Below are 24,302 nucleotides of genomic sequence, written 5' to 3'. Positions count from 1 at the left end.
TCGTCGTTCCGACGCCGCAGGAATTCGGGGGAGCGCAAGGATGATTGCCGCGACGACGGTTCGGGCCGTCAACGACCTCACCGCCCGCTGGGCGCGGGTGGCTGTGGGGGAGCGGGGCACGGCCCTGACCGCCGCCGGACTCTGGCCGCTGCTGGCGCTGCTCGCCGGACCCGCGGACGGCCCGGCCCGCAAGGAACTGGCCGATGCCCTCGGCACGGACGCGGAGCGCGCCGCAGGGGAGGGCCGCGCGCTGCTGGACGCGCTGGCCAAGGCGGACGGCGTCGATGCCGCGGTGGGTCTGTGGAACCGGCGCATGCTGGAGCTGCGCCCCGACTGGCTGCAGAGCCTGCCGTGGGATGTGCACGGCGAGCTGACCGGGGACGCGGCGGCGGACCTGGAGGCGATGAGCGCCTGGGTGCGGCGGCACACCGACGGCCTGATCGAGCGGATGCCCGTAGCGGCCGATCCGGGCACCCTGTTCGTCCTCGCGAGCGCGCTGCTGGTGCGTACGACATGGCGCAAGCCGTTCCGCGAGGTCCCGCTGCGGATATCCGAAGGGCCCTGGGCGGGGCGGGAGATGACCGGTCTGCGGCGATCCGGCGCGGATCCGGAGCAGATCCGGGTGCACCGCACGCCGGCCGGTGAACTGACCGTGGTGGAGGTCACCGGCGACAACGGCCTGGACGTGCGGCTGCTGCTCGGCCCGCCGGAGATGCCCGGCGGCGAGGTGCTGCGCCATGGCGTCGCGGCCCTGGGCGGGGGCTATCCGGCGGTGTCCGGTACGGCTCTGGGTGACGGCGCCGGGCCGGGCGTGCGGGTGCAGAAGGTGACGAGCTGGGACGGCGCCCCGCAGACCAGGCTGACCTGCCCGCGCTTCACCGTCGACGCCGAGCACGATCTGCTGGAGCGGGCGGGGCTGTTCGGGCTCGCGGCGGCCACCGATGCCTCGCGGGGGCACTTTCCGGGGATCAGCGAGCAGCCGCTGGCGGTGTCCTCGGCCCGGCAGACGGTCACCGCGAGCTTCGGTGCGCTGGGATTCCGGGCGGCGGCCGTGACGGCCCTCGCGATGAATCCGGGATCCGCCCTGCGCCCCCAGGAGCGGTCGCGGCTGGTGTCGGCGGACTTCGACCGGCCGTTCGGCTTTCTCGCGGTGCACCGGGAGTCGGGGCTGGTGCTGGTCGCGGGCTGGGTCACCGACCCGGACGCGTGGCAGGAGCGCCCGCGGCGGCCCGGCGAGATCTGGTGACGGGCGGCCCGCGCCGCTGAGGTGCGGCATGCGGAACGGCCCGGCGGGGGAGCCGCCGGGCCGGTTGTGCGTACGTCCGGTGCCGTTCGTCCTCTGGCGGGAGCCTCAGTCGGTCAGCAGCTGGTCGCGCAGCCGCTCGCGGGTCGCGGGGGTCAGCTTGAGGCCCTCGCTGAGGTAGGCCTCCGTCGAGCCCCAGGTCTGCTCGATCGTGTCGAAGGCGGCCGTGAGGTAGTCGGTGTGCGCCCCGAACAGCGGCGCGAGCAGCTCCATGACCTCCGCCGACATCCCGACCGCGGAGTTGTCGCTGCGGCGGATCTTGTAGCGGCGGTGCGGATCGTTGGACTTGAGGTAGTCCTCCTCGATGGCGTCCGGCTCCACCCCGACCGCCAGCAGCGTCACCGCGACGGACAGCCCCGCGCGGTCCTTGCCCGCCGCGCAGTGCATCAGCGCGGGAACGCTGTCCTCGGCGAGCGCGTGCAGCACCCGGCTGTGGTCCTCGGTGCGGGTGGTGATGATGTGCCGGTAGGTCCTGGCCATCCGGGCCGCGGCCTTGCCGTCACCCAGCGCGACCCGCAGCTGGTCCAGGTGGCCGTCGCGCACCATCGCCCAGAATTCCGCGCCGTCGGCCGGGTCCGTGAGCGGGATGTTCACATTCCGCACGCCGGGGAGTGCGACGTCGGGGCCCTCGATCTTGATGTCCGCGGAATTGCGGAAGTCGAAGACGGTGTGCAGCCCGAGGCCGCCGAGGAACGCCGCGTCCGCCTCGGTCGCATGGGCGAGATGGCCGCTGCGGAACAGCCGCCCCTGACGTACCCGACGCCCGTCCACGGTCGGCAGGCCGCCCACATCGCGGAAGTTGCGGACCTCCGCGAGTTCGAACTGCTCCTGCGGGACCTGCGGCGTCTGCGTCACGGGCGCTCCTTTGGTTCGGCCGCCGACGCTGGCCGTCGACATGGCGGGCAACTCGACGATACGACATTGATGCAGTAGGCAATCAGCTGGCAACAGTCCCGCCGTACAACGCGGTGGGCGACCGTCCGCGACCGTTCATGGAGCGAAGATAAAGCAGTCTGTGATCGATCATTATTCCAACTTGAGCAGAATTTGACCTGGTGGCATTAATCACCTCCCGTCAACCCCTGGTTACGGTGGCGTAAGTCACTTCTCAAGGTGAAGTATGTCCTGACGTGGCAGACGATTCGAAGAACATCAGCAGCGGCGCCGGTGGCGCCATCGGGTCGTACGCAGCCGTCGGGGACAGCTTCACCGAGGGGGTCGGGGATCCCGGCCGTGACGGGGCGTACATCGGTTGGGCGGACCGGCTAGCGGTCCTCCTGTCGGACCAGCGGGAAGAGGGGGACTTCCGCTACGCGAACCTCGCCGTACGGGGGCGGCTTCTCGATCAGATAGTCGAGGAGCAGGTGCCCCGGGCGAAGGAGCTCTCCCCCGCGCTGGTCACTTTCTGTGCCGGCGGCAATGACATCCTGCGGCCGGGTTCGGACCCGGACGCGGTGGCCGAGCGATATGAGCGGGCGGTCGCCGATCTGCGGACGTCGGTCGGAGCGGTGCTGCTGTGCACCGGCTTCGATACGCGCGGGGTGCCGGTTCTCAAGCATCTGCGCGGCAAGATCGCGACCTATACGGCGCATGTGCGGGCCATCGCGGACCGGCACGACTGCCCGGTGCTCGACCTGTGGTCGCTGAAGTCGGTGCAGGACCGGCGGGCGTGGAGCGATGACCGGCTGCATCTGTCGGCCGACGGTCACACCCGGGTGGCGCTGCGCGCGGCGCAGGTGCTCGGACTCCAGGTGCCGGCCGATCCGGACCAGCCGTGGCCTCCGGAGGCGGAGCGGTCGGCGGCCGAGGCGCGGCGGGACAACATCCACTGGGCGCGCGAACACCTCGTCCCGTGGATCGGGCGCCGGCTGCGCGGCGAGTCCTCGGGCGACCATGTCGAGCCCAAGCGGCCCGACCTGCTGCCGCTGTAGCGGGCGGCGTCCGGTAGGGCGGGCGCGCGACACGACAAAGGCCCCGGTTGCCGCGATGGGCGGTCCGGGGCCTCAGTGTGCCGCTGCGGCGTACGGCAGATCTGCCCAGACGACCCGGCCGCGGCCGCTGTCGTCGGGCCGTGTCCCCCAGCTCTCGGACAGCGCGCCGACCAGGAACAGGCCGCGTCCGCCCTCTTGGTCCACGCTGCCCGGCTGGGCGTGCGGTGTCGAAACTCCGCAGCCGCCCTCGTCCGTGATCTCGATGCGGATGTACGACCCGACGAGCGTCAGCTCGCAGCCGACCTTCTCGCTGTCGGTGTGCCGTACCGCATTGGTGAACAGCTCAGAAACCACCAACTCCACGTCGTCGCGGACTTGTTGAGCCGCGCCCCATTCACGCAGCAGCGCGATGACCCGCTTGCGTGCCTCGGGGACCGAGGTGCGCCGCGCCGGCAAATGGAACGCGTCCTGGGGGTGCTCGGCGGCCAAGCCGCACCAGCGCCCTAACGAAGGAGCGTTTTTGGAGGAAGCCACGACGTAACTATGTGCGATGTTGGTCACCGATGGCAAGGATCACTCTGTAATTTGCAGAATCGCATATGCAGCCTGTTCGTCCTCATGACGACATGACACACTGCTGACCACATAAGTCAGTTGGAGGGGATCAGACGTGGTGGATCCACGTTCGGCCGGAGCGCCGACCGTCCTTCGGGTGGTGCTCGGCAAGCGACTGCAGGACCTGCGGGAGAAGGCGGGGCTGTCCTTCGAACAAGCCGCGCGGGCCCTCGATGTCACCCACGCCACGATACGGCGCATGGAAAAGGCCGAGGTCGGCCTCAAGATCCCCTATGTCGAGAAGCTGCTGGTGACCTATGGCGTCACCGACCAGGACGAGACCGAGAGCTTCCTCGGCCTGGCCCGCGAGGCCAACAAGCCCGGCTGGTGGCACCGGTTCCGCGACGTGCTCCCCGAGTGGTTCAGCGCATTCGTCAGCCTGGAGAGCGAGGCCAACCTCATCCGGGCCTACCAACCGCACTACGTCCCCGGCCTGTTGCAGACCGAGGACTATGCCGCCGCCGTCCTGCGGGCCGGTATGCCGCACGCCCCTGCCGCGGACATCGACCGCATCGTGGCGCTGCGCATGGAGCGGCAGTCGCTGCTGACCCGCGAGAAGGCACCGATGCTGTGGCCCGTGGTGGACGAGACCGTCCTGCGGCGCCCGATCGGCGGCCCCAAGGTGATGCGGGACCAGATCACCCGGCTGATGGAGGCCACCTCGCTGCCGACCGTCCGGCTCCAGGTCATTCCCTTCGCTTCCGGCCCGCATCCCGCGATGTACGGGCCGTTCCACATTTTCCGCTTCCCGATTCCGGAGCTGCCGGACATCGCGTATGCGGAAAGCCTCGTCGGAGCCGTGTACTTCGACCAGCGCAACGACGTCTCGCAGTTCCTGGAGGCCCTGGACCGGATGTGTGCGCAGGCCGCGCCGGCACACACCACCAGGGCCATTCTGGGTGGCTTTCGCAAGGAGATCTAACCCCCCATGGATCGCATACGCATCTACAACGGCATGCCCGCCAGTGAATTGGGCAACGAAGGCTGGCACAAGCCGTGGAGTGGCGGAAACGGAGGCGAGTGCGTCGAGGCCATGCGGCTGAAGGACGGCCGGGTGGCCCTGCGCCAGTCCACCGACCCCAACGGCCCGGCCCTGATCTACACCCATCACGAAATGGTGAGCTTCATCGAGGGAGCGAAGGCCGGGCACGCCGACTTCCTGCTCACCGCGGCACCGTGCCGGCGCGTCGAGCGGAGGACGGCATGAGCGAGCACGACTTCCCCCAGGAAGCGGCCGGCAACGAGGTCCCGGATTTCGGACCGTTCACCAAGGGGCCCGAGCACTCCGGCTTCTCGGCCGAGGAGATCGACACCAGCAGGCCGCATCCGGCGCGGATGAACGACTACTACCTCGGCGGCTGGGACAACTACGAGGTCGACCGGGACGCCGGGGACCGCGTCCTTGCCATGCACCCCCAGGTGCGCGACAGCGCCATCGCCAACCGCGCGTTCCTGGGACGGGCCCTCCGCGAACTCGTCGGCGGCGGCATCCGCCAGATCATCGACATCGGCACCGGCATCCCGACCTCGCCCAACGCGCACGAGATCGCCCGCGAGGTCGCGCCCGACACCGTTGTCGTGTACGTCGACAACGACCCGATCGTCGCCACCCACGCCGGGGCCCGGCTCACCAACACCGAACACACCGCATTCGTGCTCGGCGACCTCCGCGACCCCAAGTCGATCCTGGAGCACCTCGCCGTCCGCGAGCTGATCGACTTCGACCGGCCGGTGGCGCTGGTGATGTCCGTCGTCCTGAGCTTCATCCAGGACGAGGAGAACCCGGCCGCCCTCATCGCCGGCCTCGCCGACGCACTGTCCGCCGGCAGCCACCTCGTGGTGTCCCATTCGACGTACGAGCCCTACGAGGGATACGAGCCGGGCGAGGTGGACGAGCGGATGCGCGCCGATGTGGAGGACGTCTACAAGGGCTCCATCGCCCCGCTCAAGCTGCGTTCCAAGGCCGAGATCGCGTCGTTCTTCGGGCCGTTCACGCTGCTCGAGCCGGGCGTCGTACGGGTACCGCTGTGGCGGCCGGACGGACCGGTGCCCAGCGCCGAAGAGCTCAACGACAACGTCTTCTACGGCGGAGTGGGCCGCAAGGACTGACCCCGGCGGCCGTCAGCCGCGGCAGAGCACCGCCCCCAGCGCCTCGTCGAGCTCCGCCTCCGGGTCGGCCGCCATGCTCTCCGACCGCCACGCCACGAACCCGTCCGGACGCACGAGTACCGCGCCCGCGGGAGTGGTGCCGTGCACATCGGCCCAGTCGGTGCCCTTCTCGGGGGCCAGATCGTCCTCGGGCCGGGTGCCGATGCTGTACGCGGGAAGGTGGACGGACCAGCGCTCGGCGGCGCGCGCGGCGGCGGCGCGCCACGGGGCGCCGGTGGGGCCGGTGAGCAGGACCAGGGACTTCTCGTAGAGGTCCAGCGTCGACATCCGTACCCCGGCGCGCTGGAGCCACATGTGCGGGGCCCGGGTGCCGGGGGCGCCCGAGAGCTGCATCCGGGCCGGGACGACCGGGAGTTCGGGGTCGGCGCCGACCACCGCGCCGTTCGGATAGCTGTAGCCCAGGGCGACGGTGAGCACGCCGCTCTGCCGGCCGCCGCCCGCGCCGGGGGCCGCGGCATACCCGGGGTGACTGTGTTCGGCGGACCGGGCGGAGGCGCGGGCGCTGGTCGCGCGGGCCACCGGCCGGCGCTCCGACTCGTAGGTGTCCAGCAGGGCGGGGCCGGCCCAGCCGTGCACCACGGCGGCCAGTTTCCAGGCGAGGTTGTGCGCGTCCTGGATGCCGGTGTTGGAGCCGAACGCCCCGGTGGGGGACATCTCATGGGCCGCGTCACCGGCGAGGAAGACCCGGCCGGCTGCGTACCGCTCGGCGACGCGTTCGGCGGCGTGCCAGGGCGCCTTGCCGGTGATCTCCACCGCCATGTCCGGGACGCCGGTCGCCCGGCGGATGTGGTCGATGCACCGCTCGTCGGTGAAGTCCTCCAGGGTCTCGCCCCGGTCCGGGTGCCAGGGCGCGTGGAAGACCCAGTCCGCCGCGTTGTCCACCGGAAGCAGACAGCCGTCGGCTTCCGGGTTGGTCAGATAGCAGGCGATGAAGCGGCGGTCGCCGACCGCATCCGCGAGCGCGGGGGCCCGGAAGGTGATGCTCACGTTGTGGAACAGGTCGCCGGGGCCCGTCTGGCCGATGCCGAGCCGTTCCCGGGCCGGGCTGCGCGGGCCGTCCGCCGCGATGACGTAGTCCGCGTGGATGGTGGTGTGCTCCCCGCTCTCGCGGTTCTTGACCACCGCGGTCACGCCCTCCCGGTCCTGGTCGAAGGAGAGCAGCTCGGTGCTGAAGCGCAGATCGCCGCCCTGCTCGCGGGCGCACCGCACCAGCACCGGCTCCAGGTCGTTCTGGCTGCACAGACACCATCCGGCGGGGCTGAATTTGGCCAGCCCGCCGCCCGGGTCGATCTCCTTGAACAGCCACTCCTGCTCCTCGCCGGTCAGCGACGGGGCCTGCAGGATGCCGTGGTTGTCCGCCAGCACGGAGGCGGCCTCGCGGATCCGCTCCTCGGCGCCCGCAACCCGGTACAGCTCCATCGTGCGGACGTTGTTCCCCCGCCCGCGCGGATGCCGTGACGTATCGGAATGCTTCTCCACCAGGATGTGCCGTACGCCCAGGCGCCCCAGGAACAACGACGCGGACAGGCCCACCAGGGACCCGCCCACGACAAGTACCGGAACCCGCTCTTCGACCGCTGCATTCATTGGCTGCTCCAGCTCTGTGGCGCCTACGGAGCTGGAGTTTCCCCGGAGGCGGGAGCGTTCGATCATGGTTCACCCGCATGGCCCACAGATATCGCGCGCCCCGGGGGTCCCGGCCACGATCGATTCCGGGACGGACACCCCCGCTGTGGGGCCGGTCGTCCCGGTACGCCGGGTCAGCGTCCGGATCACCTCCGGAACTGACGACGCACCACAGGAGCCGAACTCGCTCCGAGGGAGATGCGTAGACGATGACAACAGTGTCGGAACGAATATCGCAGTCCGCGTTCGACGGCTCGAGACTCCGGGTCGTGCTGATGCTGGACCTCCACGACGGCGCCCAGCAGCGCTTCCTCGAAGCCTACGAGTACCTGCGCAACCAGGTGGCGTCCGTCCCCGGTCACATCACCGACCAGCTGTGCCAGTCCATCGAGAACCCCTCGCAGTGGCTGATCACCAGCGAATGGGAGAGCGCACCGCCGTTCCTGGCCTGGGTCAACAGCGAGGAACACGTCAAGATGGTGCAGCCCCTGCACGGCTGCGTACGCAACACCCGATCGCTGCGCTTCAGCGTGCTGCGCGAGACTTCGAACGTCCACGCGCGCGCCCCGGAGAACTCCGCCAAGGGCCGGCTGCAGGCCGCGCCCCGGGTCGGCGACGGTGTGGTCCGGCACGCCCTGACCTTCACCGTCAAGCCCGGCAGCGAGTCGATGGTCGCCGAGATCCTGGCGGGCTACAGCTCTCCGGAATCGCGGGTCGACGACGTCACCCGGCTGTGCCGCACCTCGCTGTTCATGCACGGCAACCGCATCGTGCGGGCCGTCGAGGTGCAGGGCGATCTCGTCGCGGCGCTGCGGCACGTGTCGGAGCAGCCCGAGGTCCGGGCCGTCGAGGAGGCCATCAACCCGTACCTCGAGCAGGACCGGGACCTGACCGACCCCAACTCCGCCCGCGTGTTCTTCACCCGGGCCGCGCTGCCCGCGGTGCACCACATCGGCACGGACGGACCGGAGTCGCGCGACGCGCAGCGGCACGCGCTGTACTACCCGGCCAAGGAAGGCTGCGGGATGGCGCTGGCCCGGATGCTGGCCCGGCAGGACGAGCTGGCCGCGGACGACCCCGCCTGCCCGATCGAGGGCAGCACCCTCTTCCAGCGCGACGACATCGTCGTCCGGCTCATCGATCTGCGGGTCGGCATCGACGAGATCGACCCCGACCTCGTCATCGGCGTGCGCGGCACCCGCAAGCGGGGCGTCTTCAAGCGCCTGATGGACACCGACGAGGCCGGCGGCCTGTCGACCGACCGGGAGCTGGCGCACTTCCTCGCGCGCTCCGACATGGACCTGATCACCGACCGCCGGGCAACGGACTCCTGAACCGCGCATCCGGCCGTCCAAGGCCCCCCACCCGTCGGCCCCCGTACCAGGAGGAAGCAGCCATGACCACGCACCGCCCACGCATCGTGGACCTCAACGAGACCAAGCCCAACCGCCGACGCGGAGGCGACCTGCGCGCCATGCTGACACCCACCGCGGTGGGCGCCACCAGCGGCTTCATGGGCATGGCCCTCGTGCAGCCCGGGGAGCGCATCGGCGAGCACTACCACCCGTACTCCGAGGAGTTCGTCTACGTCGTGAGCGGCGCGCTCGAAGTGGACCTCGACGGCGAGCCGCACCCGCTGCGTCCGGACCAGGGGCTGCTGATCCCGCCGTATCTGCGGCACCGCTTCCGCAACGTCGGCGACGTGGAGGCCCGGATGGTCTTCCACCTCGGCCCGCTGGCCCCGCGCCCGGACCTGGGGCACGTCGACACCGAGGAGTCGGAGGACGGTGCGCCCTCGGGCCCACCGGAACGAACGGAGCCGGTCTCATGACGCGACGCGTAGCGGTCACCGGTGTCGGCATCGTGGCGCCGGGCGGCGTGGGAGTACCCGCCTTCTGGGACCTCCTGTCCGCCGGGCGCACCGCGACCCGGGGCATCACCCTCTTCAACCCGGAGGGCTTCCGCTCCCGGATAGCCGCCGAGTGCGACTTCGACCCGGCGGCCCACGGGCTGGGCCCGGAGCAGGTGGCCAAGCAGGACCGGTACATCCAGTTCGCGATGGTCGCCGCCCGGGAGGCGGTGCGGAACGCGGGCCTGGACACCGGCAGCGAGAACCGCTGGCGGATGGGGGTGTCGCTGGGCACCGCGGTCGGCGGCACCACGCGCCTGGAGCATGACTACGTCGCCGTGAGCGACTCCGGTCAGCACTGGGACGTGGACCACCGGCCGGCCGGCCGCCACCTCCAGCGGGCGTTCTCCCCCAGTTCGCTCGCCTCCGCGGTGGCGGAACAGATCGGCGCCCACGGCCCGGTGCAGACCGTCTCCACGGGCTGCACCTCCGGCCTCGACGCCATCGGCTACGCCTTCCACTCCATCGAGGAGGGCCGGCTCGATGTGTGCATCGCGGGCGCGTCCGACTCGCCGATCTCCCCGATCACGGTGGCCTGCTTCGACGCCATCAAGGCGACCTCCGCCAACAACGACGACCCCGCCCACGCCTCACGGCCGTTCGACGCCCACCGCGACGGATTCGTCATGGGGGAGGGCGGCGCCGTCCTCGTACTGGAGGAGCTGGAGCACGCCCGCGCCCGCGGTGCCACCGTGCACTGCGAGATACGGGGCTACGCCACGTTCGGCAACGCGTACCACATGACCGGGCTCACCCAGGAGGGCCTGGAGATGGCCGAGGCGATCAATCGCGCACTCGCCCACGCGCAGGTCGACAGCTCACAGATCGACTACGTCAACGCCCATGGCTCGGGCACCCAGCAGAACGACCGGCACGAAACCGCCGCCGTCAAGAAGTCGCTGGGTGAGCACGCCTACAAGGTGCCCATGAGCTCCATCAAATCCATGGTGGGCCACTCGCTCGGCGCGATCGGGGCGATCGAGATCGTCGCGTGCGTGCTGGCGCTCGCCCACCAGGTCGTACCGCCGACGGCCAACTACGAGACCCCGGACCCGGAGTGTGACCTCGACTATGTGCCGAAGACCGCGCGGGAGCTGCCGCTGCGGTCGGTGCTCTCGGTCGGCAGCGGGTTCGGTGGCTTCCAGTCCGCGGTGGTGCTGACCAGACAGGGTGGGAGGGCCAGATGAGCTCCCTGCAACAACGTCGTTCCGTCGTCACCGGTATCGGTGTCATCGCCCCCAACGGGGTGAGCACCGAGGCCTTCTGGAAGGCGACCACGGAGGGCATGAGCGTGCTCGACGTGGTCACCCGGGAAGGGTGCGAGAACCTGCCGCTGAAGGTCGCCGGCGAGGTCCGCGACTTCGACCCGGCGGTGCTCATCGAAGAGCGCTACCTGGTGCAGACCGACCGGTTCACGCACTTCGCGATGGCCGCGGCCAACCTCGCGCTGGACGACGCCCGGCTGGGCCGCGCCGACTACAACGACTCGCCGTTCGCGGTGGGCGTCGTCACCGCGGCCGGCTCCGGCGGCGGCGAATTCGGCCAGCGGGAACTGCAGCACCTGTGGGGCCAGGGCTCCAGGCACGTCGGGCCCTATCAGTCCATCGCCTGGTTCTACGCGGCCAGTACGGGCCAGATCTCCATCCGCGGCGGCTTCAAGGGGCCCTGCGGGGTCGTGGCCAGCGACGAGGCCGGCGGTCTGGACGCGCTGGCGCATGCGGGCCGGACGATCCAGCGCGGCACCGATGCCGTCGTCGTCGGTGCGGCCGAGGCGCCGCTCGCCCCGTACTCGGTGGTCTGCCAGCTCGGGTACGACGACCTCAGCAAGGTCGAGGACCCCTACCGCGCCTACCGTCCCTTCACCGACGCCGCCTGCGGCTTCGTCCCCGCCGAGGGGGGAGCCATGCTGGTGGTCGAGGAGGAGAAGGCGGCCCTCGACCGCGGGGCGGATGTCCGCGCCGTGGTGGCCGGGCACGCCGCGACGTTCACCGGGGCGGCCCGCTGGGAGGCGTCCCGCGAGGGGCTGGCCCAGGCGATCATCGGCGCGCTGGAGGACGCGCGGTGCGCCCCCGAAGAGATCGATGTGGTGTTCGCGGACGCCTTCGGAGTGCCGGCGGCCGACCGCGCCGAGGCGCTCGCGATCGCGGACGCGCTGGGCCGGCATGCCAAGGCCGTTCCCGTGACCGCACCCAAGACCGGCACCGGCCGGGCGTACTGCGGCGCCCCCGTCCTGGACGCGGCGGCCGCGGTGCTTTCCATGGAGCACGGCATCGTGCCCCCTACCCCCAACGTCTTCGAGGTGAGCCACGACCTCGACCTGGTCACCGTCTCGGCCCGCCCGGCCGAGCTGCGGACGGCGTTGGTGCTGAGCCGGGGACTGATGGGCTCGAACGCGGCGCTGGTGCTGCGTCGGAGCTCCGGCCGGTCCCCCTCGTGAGAAGGAGAAACCCGTCATGATCGCTGAACTGACCTTCGACGAGCTGGCCTCGCTGATGAAATCGGCCGCCGGCCTCACCGTCGACCCGAAGGACTTGGCGGGCCGGCCCGATGCGACCTTCGCCGACTTCGGCCTGGACTCGCTCGGCCTGCTGGGCATCGTCGGCGAGCTGGAGAACCAGCTGGGGCGCTCGCTGCCCAACGACGCCGAGCGCAGCAGGACGCCGCACGACTTCCTCGACCTCGTCAACACCGTGCCTACGACAGGAGCCTGACATGCCCGGTCACACCGAGAACGACATCAAGATCTCGGCCCCCCTCGACCTCGTCTGGGACATGACGAACGACCTCGAGAACTGGCCCCAGCTGTTCAGCGAGTACGCCGCCGTCGACGTGCTCTCGCGGGAAGGCGACAAGACGACCTTCCGGCTGACCATGCACCCCGACGACAACGGCACCGTCTGGAGCTGGGTCTCGGAGCGGGTTACCGACCGCAAGGGACTGACCGTCCGCGCCCGCCGTGTGGAGACCGGCCCCTTCAAGCACATGGACATCCACTGGTCGTACCGCGAACTGCCCGGCGGTACGGGGATGTACTGGCGGCAGGACTTCGCGATGAAGCCCGAGGCCCCGGTCGACGACAAGGGCATGACCGAGCACATCAACCGCAACTCCAAGATCCAGCTGGAGCTCATCCGGGACAAGATCGAACAGCGCGACCGCGACATCCGGGCGTCGGTCAACTGACGCCCCGCACGGCCGCGTTCGGTCCGCCACCCCAGGCGGCAACGAAGGGACCTGACCGATGCATCACGCACTGATCGTCGCCCGTATGGCGCCGGAGTCGGCTCCGAAGATCGCCGAGGTCTTCGAGGCCTCCGACCGCACGGAACTGCCGCATCTGATCGGCGTCTCCCGGCGGAGCCTGTTCCAGTTCGGTGACGTGTATCTGCACCTCATCGAGTCCGAACGGCCCCCGGGCCCCGAGATCGCCAAGCTGACGGACCACCCCGAGTTCCGTTCCATCAGCGACAAGCTGTCCGCCTACGTCAGCGCCTACGACCCGCAGACCTGGCGCAGCCCGAAGGACGCGATGGCCCGTCAGTTCTACAGCTGGCAGCCCGACGCCGGCTGAGCCGACGGGCCCACCGGGGCCGGACGCCAGGTGCCCGCGATCAGCGTCGATCGCGGGCACATGTGCGGGGCGCGCCGGTCACCCGGCCGCGCTCACTCCGGAACGCTGCACTCGAAGGCGTGCAGATACGCGTTGACCGGCATGATGTCGTGGACCAGCAGACCGGCATCGGACATCCGGCTGATGAGGCTCTCCTTGGTGTGCTTGGCCCCGCCGACGTTGAGGAGCAGCAGCAGGTCCATGGAAGTGGTGAACTTCATCGACGGACTGTCGTCGACGAGGTTCTCGATGATCACGACCCGGGCGCCGGGCCGGGCGACCTCCAACACATTGCCCAGGGTCCGCCGGGTGCTCTCGTCGTCCCATTCCAGGATGTTCTTGATGATGTAGAGATCGGCCTGGACCGGGATGTCGATACGGCAGTCGCCGGGCACGATCTCCACACGGGAGGCGAGCGGGCCGCCGTCCCGCAGCCGGGGGTCCGCGTTCGTCACGACGTCGGGCAGATCGAGCAACGTCCCCTTGAGATCCGGGTGTTTCTCCAGCAGGCCGGCCAGCACATGCCCCTGGCCGCCCCCGATGTCCGCCACCGCGGACACCCCGGTCAGATCGAGCAGTTCCGCCACGTCCTGGGCGGACTGCTTGCTGGAGGTGGTCATGGCCCGGTCGAAGACGTGGGCCGAGTCCTGGGCGTCCTGGTGCAGATAGTCGAAGAATCCCTTGCCGTACAGGTCGTCGAAGACGCTGCGGCCGGACCGTACGGCCTCGTCGAGCCGCGGCCAGGCCTCCCAGGTCCACGGTTCGGTGCACCACAGGGAGATGTAGCGCAGGCTGTCGGGGGCGTCGTCCCGCAGCAGCCGGGACATCTCGGTGTGCCTGAACCTCCCGTCGTCCGTCTCCTCGAAGATGCCGTAGCAGGACAGGGCGCGCAGCAACCGCTGCAGCGGCCGTGCCTCGGTGTGCACCGCGGCGGCCAGCTCCTCCGCGGTGGCGGGCGCGTCGCCCAGCGCATCCGCCACGCCGAGTCTCGCCGCCGCGCGTACGGATGCCGCGCACGCGGCTCCGAAGACGAGTTCCCGCAGCCGCATGGCCGGCTGGGGAGTGGGGCTTACGGTGGTCATTCCGCCTCGATTCTGCTGCTCAATTCCGCTGCTCGATGCTCCTGCTCGATGCTCTTGATGAACTGCGTGCACACGTCAGCACAGGCCCGCCGGATCCGAGGTCCGGCACTGGTTGCCGACGAAGCGGTTCCCGGAACCGCCCGGGTCGTGGTTGATCAGGTCGGCCGGCTGGTTGCGCAGCGCGACGTTGCCCGTGATGACATTGCGTTCGTTGAGGGCCTTCGCAAAGCTGGGGAAGAGGACGATCCCGCCCGAGAGCGGGGATTTGCCGACGTTGTTGTTGACCAGATTTCCCCCTACGCGGGTGTCCTCGGCGCCGGTCAGGACGATGCCGATGCCCTGGAGGAAGGGCAGGCGCTTGGTGGCGGGGCAGTGCTTGTTGTTGTCCGAGACGTTGTTGCCGCTCACCGACAGATCGCCCGCCCGCGGCCGCGACTCGTCGCCCACGACGAACACCCCGCCGCAGTTGCCGGTGATCTCGTTGCCGTCGACCCGGAGTTTCCTGGTCCGCCGGACGGTGATGCCGATCCGGTTCCCCACGACACGGTTGTCGACGATCGCCGTGCCGCGGGTGTCCAGGGCGCCGCCCTCCTCCTCGACGGTGTTCGCGAGAAAGATGCCCGCGTCACCGTTGCCGCTGGCGGTGTTGCGCCGGATGGAGCTGCGGACGGACTTCTCCAGGGCGATGCCCCACTGGCCGTTGTTCCGCGCCCGGACGCTGCGCACCCGCAGCCGGCTGGTTCCGGTGGCCCAGACGCCGTTCTTCTTGAAGCCCGCGACGGTCAGGGAACGGACGGTGACGTCCCTCAGGCGGTGCTTCGGTCCGCCGATGACACAGATGCCGTTGCCGTCCCGCCCGCAGGCGTTCTCCGCGCGTGCGGTCGGCGGCCTGATCACGGTGCGGTGGCCCGCCCCGCGCAGCGTCACCCGCGACTCCTTGATCAGCACGCTCTCCCGGTAGGTGCCGGGCTCGACGAAGACGGTGTCCCCGGGCTTTGCCGCGTCCACCGCCCTCTGGATCGACTCACCGTGGTGGACCACATGCCGTTCCGCGGCGTCGGCCGGCGCGACGGCGCCGAGGCCGCCCACCGTTGCCGCTGTCAGGCACGCCAGGTACTTCATCTGTCGAATCGCCATGAGGCGAAGCTATGGGCGATCGCCCCCGCTCGCCACATGTGGTAACCCAATGACTACACACGGTGCCTCATTCGGGTCTCTGACGCGCTGTCAGGCGAGGTTGCGGTACACCCCTGCCCGCGTCCGCGACACTCCGTCAGACCGCTGCGCGGGCGACGCCGTCCCCCGGTCCGGGCCGACGTGCGCCAGCGGCTCGCCCGGCGGAGGAACGGTGCACGGAACATCGCCCGGCCCGTCCGGGAACACCTCTGCCATCAGCGTCGCGAGGCTGGTCGGCAGGAACCACGGCCGGACATGGGGGACGGTCACGGAACACCAACGGCGCGAGGGCGGGCGACGACACCCGCTCCGGCGCCGGGGCCCGCTTCATCACTCCAATGGCCCCCGGTTGCCGCGCTCCGCGCCGGGCGGAACGCAGCCGCCCGGACGGCACCCGGTCTCAGGACCAGACGTCGTGGTCCCCGCCCTGCCACTCGATCACCTCGCGGTCGTCGAGCGACACCATGTCCGTGTCCAGGCCGGCCCGGCGCAGGAATTCGAGGACGTCGACGCTGCTGTAGGCGCGGCCGACGTTCTCGTCCCCGATGCTCACCTGCCGGCCGCCGCCGGGGGACGGCGGATGCACGATGACGGGCGGATGTTCAGCCATACCCCCAGCCTGCGACCGGGGCGGCAGCGACGCACGTCAGCCACCGTCCACCGGGGCCGCCCGGCTCACACCGTGAACGGCTGCTGCTCCAGGAACCGCGCGCCGGGCTGTCCGGTCACAAAGAAATTCGGGCTCTGCGTGGGCGGCATGTTCCGCTGGATGTCGCGGTGGAACGCGCGATAGCCACCGCGGAACGCCCCGCGGTCCCAGACGTCCAGCAGCGTCCCGGTGAACTTGCCGTTGACCGGGCCGTCGGAGGCGAGCTGATTGTCCTGGCACGCGGAGATCAGCAGCGCGCTGGTGTCCGCCTTGCGGCCGCTCTTCGGGCCGAGCTTGCGCTGGGTTTCCTGGAAGAAATCCTTGTCCCGTTCATAGATCTGCGTCTGCTTGACCACCGGCATCAGCCGCGAGGTGTTCTCGATCTGGCCCGGATCGCTGGTCTGGAACTGCTCCCGCATCGCCTCGGGGGTGAGGACGTCCCGCACCTCGATGCCGGACCCGCTGTGGCAGCTGTCGTGCAGCGCCAGGATCCGCACGCCGTCGGCGAACTGCCCGAATTCCCGGTAGAGCTCGTCGTCGAGGAATTGCCGGTCGTAGAACACCAGCGTCTCGTCGAATTCATCCGGCTCCTCGTCCGAGCCGTCGAGATTGGGCACCTGCCCGCCGTGGCCCGAGTAGGTGAACAGGAAGATGTCGCCGCTGCGCAGCCGCTTGGCCGCAGCGCGCAGCTCGCCCGTGATGTTCTCGACGGTGGATTCGAGGGTCAGCAGGACCGTCTCGTCGAACCCGGTCTGATGGGCCAGCCGAGCCATGTCGTGGGCGTCGTTCTCGCAGGCGACGAGCCGGCCGTCCCAGCCGTCGTATTGCGCCGGATCGACACTGTTGAGTCCGACATGGAGGGAGAGGCCGGTGGCCATGGGGAAGTCTCCTTGCGCCTGGGGTCGGGGAGGGTACGAACAAACGCCTGGATGCATTCCGTAGCTCCCCGGCCGGGAATCCGGCGGCCGTCCCAACCGCCTGAACGGTCCCGCCGGGGCCCTTGCGGACCCGCGCGGCTGTTGGAGTGGCATCGGTGCCGGCGCCGATGAGAGCCGGGCGCCGCCGGGAAGCGCTCCTGGCATGATCCCTTCAGATTCACCGCGGTCCGGCGGGGCCGGTGGGGCGGCATCCCGCGACGCGCTGGCGCACCGTGCGGGCTACGACGCGAACTTCCTCGGCCCCACGGTGCCGCTGCCGACGCCGGTCGCCCCGCATGTCGAGACGGTGGTCCTGCCGTACACCCACTTCAGCGTGGTGCTGCGCCCGGACCGGCGGCTGGCGGCGGCCACCGCGGTCTGCATCGACGGGCAGCGCCTGCCGGAGGGGGCGGTGCCGCGGGACGACAACTGGCGCTTCGACCCCCGGCTCCCCGAGGACCGGCAGGCCGGCGAGGACATCTACCACGACAACACCCTCGACCGTGGGCATCTGGTGCGCCGCCTCGACCCCGTGTGGGGCGAGCCGGACGAGTGCGCGGCGGCCGACGACGACACCTTCCACTTCACCAACGCCGCACCGCAGGCCAACGTGTTCAACCAGGGCAAGCAGCTGTGGCAGGGCCTGGAGAACTATCTGCTCGACCACGCCGCCGAGTTCGACCGGAAGCTGAGCGTGTTCACCGGGCCCGTACTGCACGACGCCGACCCGCCGTACCGGGGCCTACAAGTGCCGCTGCGCTTCTGGAAGGTGGCGGCGTTCCTGCAGGACGGCTCGCTCGCCTCGACGGGGTACGTGCTCGACCAGAGCCCCGACCTCAGCAGGGACACCGACCGGGCGCCGGCCGTGGCGGAGCCGGGCGGGCTGCCGCCGCTGGGCGCCTTCCGGACCTTCCAGGTGCCGGTCACGGACATCGCCGAACTCACCGGCCTGGCCCTCGGCCCGCTGCCCGCCTGCGATCTGATGCCGCTCACCCGCGCACCGGCGGAGCGCTGGAAGCGTCTGGAATCGCACGACGACATGGTCCTGACCGGCTGACCGGCTGACCGGCCGACCGGCTGAGCGGGCGATGGCGGATATCCGGCGGCCGACGGTCGTTTATTCCCATGGCGCCGGTAACAAAGTCCGCGCGGAATTACTGAAATCCCAATGGGACCGGGCGCTTTTCGGCAGGGACATGGGTGGCGCCTCGCGCATGGCGTACTGGGCCCCGATCCGGTACGAAACCCCACTGCCCGATTCCCGGCCCGACCCGCTGGACGGCGGCCCGCGCCACAGCATGGAGAGCGCGGGCCCGCACGGCGTCGAGGATCCCGAGGAATTCATCGCGAGAACGCTCGGCGAAGCGCGGTTCGCGGCCGGCGACGGCGCATGGGAGGTACGGCCCGGCACCGCGGCCGAGGACACCCTCGCCGACTGGCTGCGCGACATGGTCCATCTCGCGGATGCGCTCGCCGAAAGCGAGCGGACCGCGGAGGCGGCGCTCGGCGAGGAGCCCCTTCACGAGGCGCTGCCGCCGTCCGGGGCCGCTGGTAAAGCGGTGTTCCGGCTGCTGGTCCGGCACACCTTCAAGGCCGTCCACGCGTATTTCTTCGGCGGCGACGGGCCGGCGATCCGCGAGGTGTTCAAAAAGGCTCTGGAGGGGGTGGACGGCGGCCCCGTGGTGGTCGTGGGGCACGGCCTCGGGTCCGTCGTCGCCTACGAGGTGCTGGCGGAGCTCACGCGCGAGGTGCGGCTCCTGGTGACCGTCGGATCACCGTTGGCGATCACCCAGGTCCAGGACCAGTTGGCGCGGCCGCCGGCGATCCCGCCCGGCGTGCTGGCCTGGCGCAATGCCTCGGACCTGCGGGATCCGGTGGCCCTCGGCCACACCCTGCGGTCCGCGTACACGCCGCGCGACCGGGTGCTCGATCTGCTGGTCGGCAATGACAGTCCGAACCACCACCACATCACGCAGTATCTGGCGCATCGGCAGATCGGCGAGCCGGTGCAGCGGATCTTCAACTGCCTTGCACACGACTGAAATGGGTGAAAACATCGTAAGTGGCAGTAGATCCGCCGTACGCCGTGTGTCCACCCGGGGCGGCTTGGTAGGTGCGTCATGCCGTTGTCCGACGAGGACTGGGACCTGGTCACCATCTGGGTCCGGGAATATCTCCTGAACACCACGAATCCACACACCCAGCTCCGCCTTTACGGATTCCCGCCGGATTTCATCGGCTCGCTCCCGCTGACAAATGTCAGCGCCACCAACGCCCGGGTGCTGGTGCACGCTTCCCGCGAAAATATCCAGGGGCAGCTCAAATTGGTCGAGACCGTCGCCACCATCGACGAACTGGCCGTTCTGCCCGACGTCGAGAAAGCCATGACATTTCTCGACAGATTGCGCGCGGATCGGCAATTGGGGGTGGAAATCCGGGCCGATGCGAAAGACAACTTCCGTACCAGCGTCTTCGGCGACGAGGTCTTCATCGGCCGCACGGCCCTACGGGAGACGCTGCGCGAATTCGTCGCGAACCCCGACAAGGTCGTACTGCTCGTCGACGGCGATCCGGGCAGCGGCAGATCGTACACCTACACCTTTCTCCGCCACCTCGGCCAGCAAAGCGGATTCCGTCCGGCGCGCATCACCCTCTCCCGCAACTCCACCGCCGACACACTCGTCCGACGGCTGGCCGGCATCGTCGACGCCTCCGCCGCGCGCCTTTCCCTGAACCCCACGGGCCTCAACGACCGGCTGCCGTCGATCGATGACGCCGTGCACTGGGCGGTCGGCCGGGCAACCACCCTCGACGAGCGGCTCTGGCTGGTCCTCGACGAATGCGACACGCTCGAACCCGGCTCCGATGTGTGGGACGTCATCGGACAACTCGCCCTCGCCATCTACGAGCAGGCGAGCGGCGACCGGGCACCCCGCCTGGTCCTCCTCGGCTACGGGCCCGGCATGCACCAGCTCCCGTACGACCTGAAGGCGAGCCAGTGCCGGGACACCGCACGGATCGCCGGACCGTGTGAACTGCACGACTTCTTCGACCAGTACTTCCGCGAATCCCCGCCCGCCTGCCTCGGCGACGGGAAGCTCGCCGAGGACACCCTCACCGCAATGGTGGACCTGGCCGTCGACGAGGTGCTGCACGCCGCGAAGAAGGGCGGCAACGGCGGCGATTGCTATATGCGCAGGGTCTGCGCGGCAGCGGAGGGAGCGGTCAGTGCCTATCGATCCCTCTGAGGTGCGGGAGATCTTCGCCGCCCGGCTGCGCCAGGAGCTGCGCGCCGCCGAGGACCGGTCGGACGCCGTCTCGGACGCCCGCCACGCCTACCGCGCAGCGGCCTGCCTGCTTTCCCGCTTCGACCCCCGGCTGCTCAAGCTCCCCGGGGCGACCGGCGCCACCGGAGCCGCCGCCCTGGAACTGCTCGACGACTGCACGACCACCGGCATGCAGGACACCGTCGTATGGAGCCTGCGGCCCGAGGTCCGGCACGCCGCCCTGCGCGGACTGGCCGGCCCGGAGGCCGCGCGTGCCGCCCTGGAGACCAACCGCGACCAGTTCTGCGCCGACTCCGGCCCCGAACACCTCTGCCTGGCCTATCTTTCCGGCCACCCGCCGCCCCAGCAGGAGAGGACCCCCGACGAACTGGCCGACACCCTCCGGGCGGTGCGCTGGCTCGCCCTCGTACCGGGGATGCACGGCCTGCCCGACACCGGCGAACTTCGGCACGCCCTGGACCGCGCCCGGCTCCTGCAACCCCTGGAACGCCTGGTACAGGGACCGTTCGAGGGCCGTACCGGCGAACTCGCCACCATCCGCTCCTACGTGGTCGACGCCCACCCGCCGCCGGTGCCCCCGCTGATCGTCCACGGGCCCGGCGGCATGGGGAAGAGCACCCTGCTCGCCGCCTTCCTGCTGCACAGCATCCGCCGCGACGGTCCCGCCTTCCCCTTCGCCTACATCGACTTCGAACGCCCCACGCTCTCCCTCCAGGAACCGGTCACCCTCATCGCCGAGGCCGCCCGGCAGCTCGGCATCCAGTACCCCGCGCACGGCGCGGAGCTGACCGCGCTGGCGGACGAGTGCCAGCAGGTGGCCGGCAGCCAGCGGGAGGAACGCGACCGGGTGACCCAGCTCAACGAACTCGCCACCACCCGTTCCGTCCTGGGGCGCAGCTCCTCCAACGCGTTCCAGGCCCTGGCCACCGGGCGGGAGGGCGATCTCATCGCGCGGGTCGCCGATGTCCTGGTCCGAGCGGTGGCCGGAACGCCCCAGGAGGAGCAGCCGTTCGTGCTGGTCATCGACTCGTTCGAGGACGCCCAGTACCGGGGATCGCCGGTCGTGGGCCGGATGTGGTCGACCTGCCGCGCGTTCCAGAGCGTCTATCCGCGGATGCGGTGCGTCGTCTCCGGCCGCGCCCCCGTGGACCATCCGGCGCGCGAGGCCACCCCCATGGAGATCGAACTCCGGGAACTCGATCCGGCGGCGGCCGAAGGCCTCCTGGCGGCCTGCGGCGTCACCGACCCCGATGTGGCAAGGACACTGGCCGAACGGGTCGGCGGCCACCCGCTCAGCCTGAAACTCGCGGCACGGGCCGTCGCCGTTGCCCACAGTGACGGCGCCGACCTGACCGAAGAACTCCTGCACAGCCTGCCCGCCCGCCGGGAGGAGGCCTTCCGCCGCGTCGACCAGCTGCTCGTCCAGGGCATCCTCTACGAGCGCATCCTCAGCCACATCGCCGACGAGGACGTCCGCCGCCTCGCCCGTCCGGGCCTGGTTCTGCGGACCCTCACCCCCGAGATCATCAAGGACGTCCTCGCCGGGCCCTGCGGACTGCCGGTGACGACCCAGGAGGCCGCCCGGACGCTCTTCGACGAGTTCCGCCGCCTCGACATGGTCGAGCCCGCCGGCCCCGACGCCGTCCGCTACCGCGCCGACGTCCGCGCGATCATGCTGCGCCTGCCCGACGGCGACCACACCGCCGCACTGCGCGAGATCGAACAGCGCGCCGTCGGCTACTACGCCGCGCGGGACGGGACGGCGGACCGCGCCGAGGAGATCTACCACCGGCTGAGGCTGGACGAGAACCCGCGCTCGGTGGAGGAACGCTGGCTGCCCGGCGTGGAGCGGTTCCTGCTCGGCGCCCAGCAGGACCTGCCCCCCAGGGCGGCGGCGCTGCTCATGGCCAAGCTCGGCACCGGGGCGTCCGACAAGGTCGCCGAGGCCGCCGACCAGGCGGACTGGGAGCGGATCACCGCCCGGGAAGTGGAGGACCTGCTCGCCCAGGGCTTCACCGAAGAGGCCTACGCCCGGATCCGGCGCCGCCGCCCCTGGACGCCGTGCAGCCCGCTGCATTCGCTGTTCGCCGAGACGCTGGGCCGGCTCGGGCGGCCGGACGAGGCCCGGCAGGCCACGGCGGACGCCCTCGCGGGGACACCGGACGCGGACTGCGCGGAACGGCGGCTGGAACTGCTGCTGCTCTCCGCCCGCCTCGCGGCGGACGCCGGCGACCTGGCGAGCGCCGACCACGACCTGCGGGAGGCGGAAGACACCGCGGTCGGGCTCGGCCAGGACCTCGAAGCGATGGGCGCACTGCTGGCCCGCGCCCGGCTGGCCGGTGACACCGAGGACCAGGACACCGAGGCGGACGGTCAACTCGCCGAAAAACTCCGGGACATGCCCGACGCCGTACTCGCCGGCCGGCCCGTCCTCGTACGCGCCGTCGCCTCGCAGATCTACGACGAGGACCCCGGAGCGCTCGACCATGCGCTGAAGGTCGTCGGGCTGCCGGCGGACGACGCGACGCTGGACACCCTCGGCGCGGCGATGCGCCGGGCCACCACCCGCCGGCCGGCGCTGCTGGGACCCGTCATGGAAATCCTCGACGACGCCATCGGCACGTACCGCAGGCCCGGGGAGGTGCACCACGGCATCGCCGACCTCCTGCGCCTGGCCCGCGACCGCGGCACCCTCGGCCAACTCGCCCGGCGGCTGCTGACGGTGGCCGACACCAGCGGCGAGATCGTCGCCGGGGTGGCCGCGGCCATGGGCGTGGGCACCGACGGCCGCACGACGCGGGGGACGTACCCGGACCGGCCCGCCACGAGCGGGAGCCCCCCGGCGCGGAGCCGCCAGGACGACGAACGGAGTGCGCGGTGACCAGCTACCTCTCGCCGGACGAGATCCAGCAGGTGCTCGACGCGACCCTGGAGACCGGCCTCGCCGATCCCGCCCTCCGCTCCCTCCTCTTCGACGGCATCATGCTGAGGTACCACTCCACCCTGCCGCGGCTGCCGGCCCCCGGACAGCAGGTGCACGCCGACCTCAACGCGATGAACCGGGTGGAGCGGCTGGTGGACGGTTCCGTGCCGCTGGAGATCTGGCTGCGCAACGCCGTCGCCCAGACCACCGAGGCCGCCCCGCTCGCCGTCTTCCAGCGTGCCCTGGACGATGTGGCGCGGCAGGCCGGAGGCGAGCCGGACGTGCTCTCCGGGGCGCCCGCCCCGGAGACCAAGGAGGAGATCGTCCACCGCGACGACACCGTTCCCGTCGGCTTCCTGCGGGGCGGGGAGCTCGCCGCCACGGCGGTCGCCCGGATCAAGGTCCCGCCGTACGAGGGCGGCGCTCCGCTCCAGCCGAACGGCTTCCCGCACTCCGGTACGGGCTGGCTCGTCGCCCCCTCCCTGCTGATCACCAACCACCATGTGGTCAACGCCCGCACCGGCACCGGCGCGCAACGCCCGGCCGCCGAGCCGGACGACCTGCGCCTCCAGGCGCAACACGCCCACGCCCGCTTCGACTACGACACCGACGACGTGGAGACCGAAGAGACCGCCATCACCGAACTCGTCGCCGCGGACGCGCAACTCGACTACGCCGTCCTCCGGCTGGCCGCCGCACCCGGCCGGCCGGTCCTGCACCTGGCGAACAAAGCGCTGTCCCTCGTGGATGGCGACTACGTGGCCGTCAACATCATCCAGCACCCCGGCGGCCTGTCGAAGCGCGTCGCCCTGCGCAACAACCTCGTCTACGAGGCGGACGAGCACGATGTGCGCTACTTCACCGACACCCGCGGCGGCTCCTCCGGATCGCCCGTCCTCACCGACGACTGGCAGGTGGTGGCGCTCCACCGGGGAACGCGGCGCGTCGAGAACGTGATGTTCCAGGGCAGAACCACGGCCTTCGTCAACGTCGGCACCCAGATGGACGTCGTCATGCGCCACCTCGAGGCCACCACCCCCGGCGTCCACGCCGAGATCGCCACGGCCCAGCACAACTGAGCCACACCACCGGTCCAAGGAGGGCA

The 24,302-nt window shown here is 70.7% G+C and carries 24 protein-coding genes; 17 read left to right on the top strand and 7 right to left on the bottom strand.

Annotated features, from left to right (window positions below):
• The first annotated feature begins 40 nt into the window (after nt 1-40).
• A complete protein-coding gene (locus tag ACIGWZ_RS31780; RefSeq protein WP_400070179.1) occupies nt 41-1,246 on the top strand; it encodes a serpin family protein in 1,206 nt (401 codons plus the stop codon).
• Between the two features lie 105 nt (nt 1,247-1,351).
• Here ACIGWZ_RS31780 and ACIGWZ_RS31775 read toward each other — a convergent pair whose 3' ends face one another.
• On the bottom strand, nt 1,352-2,200 hold the full coding sequence (locus ACIGWZ_RS31775) for a tyrosine-protein phosphatase (protein WP_400070178.1): 849 nt from the start codon (nt 2,198-2,200) through the stop codon (nt 1,352-1,354).
• A gap of 233 nt (nt 2,201-2,433) precedes the next feature.
• Between ACIGWZ_RS31775 and ACIGWZ_RS31770 the strand changes: the two genes are divergently transcribed.
• On the top strand, nt 2,434-3,234 hold the full coding sequence (locus ACIGWZ_RS31770; RefSeq protein ID WP_400070177.1) for an SGNH/GDSL hydrolase family protein: 801 nt from the start codon (nt 2,434-2,436) through the stop codon (nt 3,232-3,234).
• Nucleotides 3,235-3,306: 72 nt separating this feature from the next.
• On the opposite strand, the gene ACIGWZ_RS31765 is transcribed toward ACIGWZ_RS31770, so the two are convergent.
• Nucleotides 3,307-3,768, bottom strand: a complete 462-nt coding sequence (locus ACIGWZ_RS31765) for an ATP-binding protein (protein ID WP_400070176.1) — start codon at nt 3,766-3,768, stop codon at nt 3,307-3,309.
• Between the two features lie 136 nt (nt 3,769-3,904).
• Here ACIGWZ_RS31765 and ACIGWZ_RS31760 point away from each other — a divergent pair, with 136 nt between their 5' ends.
• Genes ACIGWZ_RS31760 through ACIGWZ_RS31750 form a run of 3 tightly spaced genes read left to right on the top strand, consistent with a single transcriptional unit; the run spans nt 3,905 to nt 5,958 of the window.
• Nucleotides 3,905-4,771 carry a helix-turn-helix domain-containing protein gene (locus ACIGWZ_RS31760; protein ID WP_400070175.1) on the top strand — a complete coding sequence of 289 codons (867 nt, stop codon included), beginning with the start codon at nt 3,905-3,907 and terminating at the stop codon, nt 4,769-4,771.
• Between the two features lie 6 nt (nt 4,772-4,777).
• Nucleotides 4,778-5,056, top strand: coding sequence for a DUF397 domain-containing protein (locus ACIGWZ_RS31755; protein WP_388269505.1), 279 nt, complete (start codon nt 4,778-4,780; stop codon nt 5,054-5,056).
• The gene (locus tag ACIGWZ_RS31750; protein WP_400070174.1) at nt 5,053-5,958 is read left to right on the top strand and encodes an SAM-dependent methyltransferase; all 906 of its coding nucleotides are present in this window, start codon (nt 5,053-5,055) and stop codon (nt 5,956-5,958) included. The genes ACIGWZ_RS31755 and ACIGWZ_RS31750 overlap by 4 nt, the downstream gene beginning before the upstream one ends.
• A 12-nt stretch (nt 5,959-5,970) precedes the next feature.
• Here the strand turns inward: ACIGWZ_RS31750 and ACIGWZ_RS31745 are convergent, their stop codons facing one another.
• On the bottom strand, nt 5,971-7,605 hold the full coding sequence (locus ACIGWZ_RS31745) for an FAD-dependent oxidoreductase (RefSeq protein WP_400070173.1): 1,635 nt from the start codon (nt 7,603-7,605) through the stop codon (nt 5,971-5,973).
• Between the two features lie 248 nt (nt 7,606-7,853).
• Here ACIGWZ_RS31745 and ACIGWZ_RS31740 point away from each other — a divergent pair, with 248 nt between their 5' ends.
• From ACIGWZ_RS31740 to ACIGWZ_RS31710, 7 genes are all read left to right on the top strand, one after another.
• On the top strand, nt 7,854-8,978 hold the full coding sequence (locus ACIGWZ_RS31740; protein WP_400070172.1) for a SchA/CurD-like domain-containing protein: 1,125 nt from the start codon (nt 7,854-7,856) through the stop codon (nt 8,976-8,978).
• Nucleotides 8,979-9,040: 62 nt separating this feature from the next.
• A complete protein-coding gene (locus tag ACIGWZ_RS31735; RefSeq protein ID WP_400070171.1) occupies nt 9,041-9,475 on the top strand; it encodes a cupin domain-containing protein in 435 nt (144 codons plus the stop codon).
• On the top strand, nt 9,472-10,740 hold the full coding sequence (locus tag ACIGWZ_RS31730; protein WP_400070170.1) for a beta-ketoacyl-[acyl-carrier-protein] synthase family protein: 1,269 nt from the start codon (nt 9,472-9,474) through the stop codon (nt 10,738-10,740). Before ACIGWZ_RS31735 ends, ACIGWZ_RS31730 begins: the two co-directional genes overlap by 4 nt.
• Nucleotides 10,737-11,990 (top strand): ketosynthase chain-length factor, encoded by a 1,254-nt coding sequence (locus tag ACIGWZ_RS31725; RefSeq protein ID WP_400070169.1) that lies wholly within the window; start codon nt 10,737-10,739, stop codon nt 11,988-11,990. The genes ACIGWZ_RS31730 and ACIGWZ_RS31725 overlap by 4 nt, the downstream gene beginning before the upstream one ends.
• A gap of 16 nt (nt 11,991-12,006) precedes the next feature.
• Nucleotides 12,007-12,264: an acyl carrier protein gene (locus tag ACIGWZ_RS31720; RefSeq protein WP_400070168.1), complete on the top strand. Its 258-nt coding sequence runs from the start codon at nt 12,007-12,009 to the stop codon at nt 12,262-12,264.
• 1 nt (nt 12,265) lies between these two features.
• Nucleotides 12,266-12,736, top strand: a complete 471-nt coding sequence (locus ACIGWZ_RS31715) for an SRPBCC family protein (protein WP_400070167.1) — start codon at nt 12,266-12,268, stop codon at nt 12,734-12,736.
• A 58-nt stretch (nt 12,737-12,794) separates the two neighbouring features.
• Nucleotides 12,795-13,124, top strand: coding sequence for a TcmI family type II polyketide cyclase (locus ACIGWZ_RS31710; RefSeq protein WP_400070166.1), 330 nt, complete (start codon nt 12,795-12,797; stop codon nt 13,122-13,124).
• Nucleotides 13,125-13,216: 92 nt separating this feature from the next.
• Here the strand turns inward: ACIGWZ_RS31710 and ACIGWZ_RS31705 are convergent, their stop codons facing one another.
• The 4 genes from ACIGWZ_RS31705 to ACIGWZ_RS31690 form a co-directional block, all read right to left on the bottom strand.
• Entirely contained in the window at nt 13,217-14,245 is a 1,029-nt protein-coding gene (locus ACIGWZ_RS31705) for a methyltransferase (RefSeq protein WP_400070165.1), read from the bottom strand.
• Between the two features lie 75 nt (nt 14,246-14,320).
• Nucleotides 14,321-15,382: a nitrous oxide reductase family maturation protein NosD gene (locus tag ACIGWZ_RS31700; protein ID WP_400070164.1), complete on the bottom strand. Its 1,062-nt coding sequence runs from the start codon at nt 15,380-15,382 to the stop codon at nt 14,321-14,323.
• A gap of 439 nt (nt 15,383-15,821) precedes the next feature.
• Complete coding sequence (locus ACIGWZ_RS31695) at nt 15,822-16,031, bottom strand: hypothetical protein (RefSeq protein WP_400070163.1); 210 nt, start codon at nt 16,029-16,031, stop codon at nt 15,822-15,824.
• A 65-nt stretch (nt 16,032-16,096) separates the two neighbouring features.
• Nucleotides 16,097-16,948, bottom strand: a complete 852-nt coding sequence (locus ACIGWZ_RS31690) for a caspase family protein (RefSeq protein ID WP_400070162.1) — start codon at nt 16,946-16,948, stop codon at nt 16,097-16,099.
• Between the two features lie 202 nt (nt 16,949-17,150).
• On the opposite strand from ACIGWZ_RS31690, the gene ACIGWZ_RS31685 reads away from it, so the two are divergent.
• The 5 genes from ACIGWZ_RS31685 to ACIGWZ_RS31665 all read left to right on the top strand — a co-directional run bounded on the left by ACIGWZ_RS31685 (nt 17,151) and on the right by ACIGWZ_RS31665 (nt 24,276).
• Complete coding sequence (locus ACIGWZ_RS31685; RefSeq protein WP_400070161.1) at nt 17,151-18,044, top strand: DNA/RNA non-specific endonuclease; 894 nt, start codon at nt 17,151-17,153, stop codon at nt 18,042-18,044.
• Between the two features lie 157 nt (nt 18,045-18,201).
• Nucleotides 18,202-19,029, top strand: a complete 828-nt coding sequence (locus tag ACIGWZ_RS31680) for a hypothetical protein (RefSeq protein WP_400070160.1) — start codon at nt 18,202-18,204, stop codon at nt 19,027-19,029.
• A gap of 78 nt (nt 19,030-19,107) precedes the next feature.
• Nucleotides 19,108-20,235, top strand: coding sequence for a hypothetical protein (locus tag ACIGWZ_RS31675; RefSeq protein ID WP_400070159.1), 1,128 nt, complete (start codon nt 19,108-19,110; stop codon nt 20,233-20,235).
• Entirely contained in the window at nt 20,216-23,155 is a 2,940-nt protein-coding gene (locus ACIGWZ_RS31670; protein WP_400070158.1) for an ATP-binding protein, read from the top strand. The genes ACIGWZ_RS31675 and ACIGWZ_RS31670 overlap by 20 nt, the downstream gene beginning before the upstream one ends.
• Complete coding sequence (locus ACIGWZ_RS31665; RefSeq protein ID WP_400070157.1) at nt 23,152-24,276, top strand: trypsin-like peptidase domain-containing protein; 1,125 nt, start codon at nt 23,152-23,154, stop codon at nt 24,274-24,276. Before ACIGWZ_RS31670 ends, ACIGWZ_RS31665 begins: the two co-directional genes overlap by 4 nt.
• Nucleotides 24,277-24,302: the final 26 nt, after the last annotated feature.

Source organism: Streptomyces sp. NPDC053427 (assembly GCF_044544985.1).
In the GTDB taxonomy this organism is placed as follows: domain Bacteria; phylum Actinomycetota; class Actinomycetes; order Streptomycetales; family Streptomycetaceae; genus Streptomyces.
This window is presented reverse-complemented; position numbering and strand designations above follow the sequence as displayed.

What these genes read in the sequence shown, in the direction of transcription:
- ACIGWZ_RS31780 (WP_400070179.1), top strand. Translation starts at nt 41, where the DNA reads ATGATTGCCGCGACGACGGTTCGGGCCGTCAACGACCTCACCGCCCGC.
- ACIGWZ_RS31775 (WP_400070178.1), bottom strand. Translation starts at nt 2,200, where the DNA reads ATGTCGACGGCCAGCGTCGGCGGCCGAACCAAAGGAGCGCCCGTGACG.
- ACIGWZ_RS31755 (WP_388269505.1), top strand. Translation starts at nt 4,778, where the DNA reads ATGGATCGCATACGCATCTACAACGGCATGCCCGCCAGTGAATTGGGC.
- ACIGWZ_RS31750 (WP_400070174.1), top strand. Translation starts at nt 5,053, where the DNA reads ATGAGCGAGCACGACTTCCCCCAGGAAGCGGCCGGCAACGAGGTCCCG.
- ACIGWZ_RS31745 (WP_400070173.1), bottom strand. Translation starts at nt 7,605, where the DNA reads ATGAATGCAGCGGTCGAAGAGCGGGTTCCGGTACTTGTCGTGGGCGGG.
- ACIGWZ_RS31740 (WP_400070172.1), top strand. Translation starts at nt 7,854, where the DNA reads ATGACAACAGTGTCGGAACGAATATCGCAGTCCGCGTTCGACGGCTCG.
- ACIGWZ_RS31735 (WP_400070171.1), top strand. Translation starts at nt 9,041, where the DNA reads ATGACCACGCACCGCCCACGCATCGTGGACCTCAACGAGACCAAGCCC.
- ACIGWZ_RS31730 (WP_400070170.1), top strand. Translation starts at nt 9,472, where the DNA reads ATGACGCGACGCGTAGCGGTCACCGGTGTCGGCATCGTGGCGCCGGGC.
- ACIGWZ_RS31725 (WP_400070169.1), top strand. Translation starts at nt 10,737, where the DNA reads ATGAGCTCCCTGCAACAACGTCGTTCCGTCGTCACCGGTATCGGTGTC.
- ACIGWZ_RS31720 (WP_400070168.1), top strand. Translation starts at nt 12,007, where the DNA reads ATGATCGCTGAACTGACCTTCGACGAGCTGGCCTCGCTGATGAAATCG.
- ACIGWZ_RS31715 (WP_400070167.1), top strand. Translation starts at nt 12,266, where the DNA reads ATGCCCGGTCACACCGAGAACGACATCAAGATCTCGGCCCCCCTCGAC.
- ACIGWZ_RS31710 (WP_400070166.1), top strand. Translation starts at nt 12,795, where the DNA reads ATGCATCACGCACTGATCGTCGCCCGTATGGCGCCGGAGTCGGCTCCG.
- ACIGWZ_RS31705 (WP_400070165.1), bottom strand. Translation starts at nt 14,245, where the DNA reads ATGACCACCGTAAGCCCCACTCCCCAGCCGGCCATGCGGCTGCGGGAA.
- ACIGWZ_RS31700 (WP_400070164.1), bottom strand. Translation starts at nt 15,382, where the DNA reads ATGGCGATTCGACAGATGAAGTACCTGGCGTGCCTGACAGCGGCAACG.
- ACIGWZ_RS31695 (WP_400070163.1), bottom strand. Translation starts at nt 16,031, where the DNA reads ATGGCTGAACATCCGCCCGTCATCGTGCATCCGCCGTCCCCCGGCGGC.
- ACIGWZ_RS31690 (WP_400070162.1), bottom strand. Translation starts at nt 16,948, where the DNA reads ATGGCCACCGGCCTCTCCCTCCATGTCGGACTCAACAGTGTCGATCCG.
- ACIGWZ_RS31685 (WP_400070161.1), top strand. Translation starts at nt 17,151, where the DNA reads ATGATCCCTTCAGATTCACCGCGGTCCGGCGGGGCCGGTGGGGCGGCA.
- ACIGWZ_RS31680 (WP_400070160.1), top strand. Translation starts at nt 18,202, where the DNA reads ATGGCGTACTGGGCCCCGATCCGGTACGAAACCCCACTGCCCGATTCC.
- ACIGWZ_RS31675 (WP_400070159.1), top strand. Translation starts at nt 19,108, where the DNA reads ATGCCGTTGTCCGACGAGGACTGGGACCTGGTCACCATCTGGGTCCGG.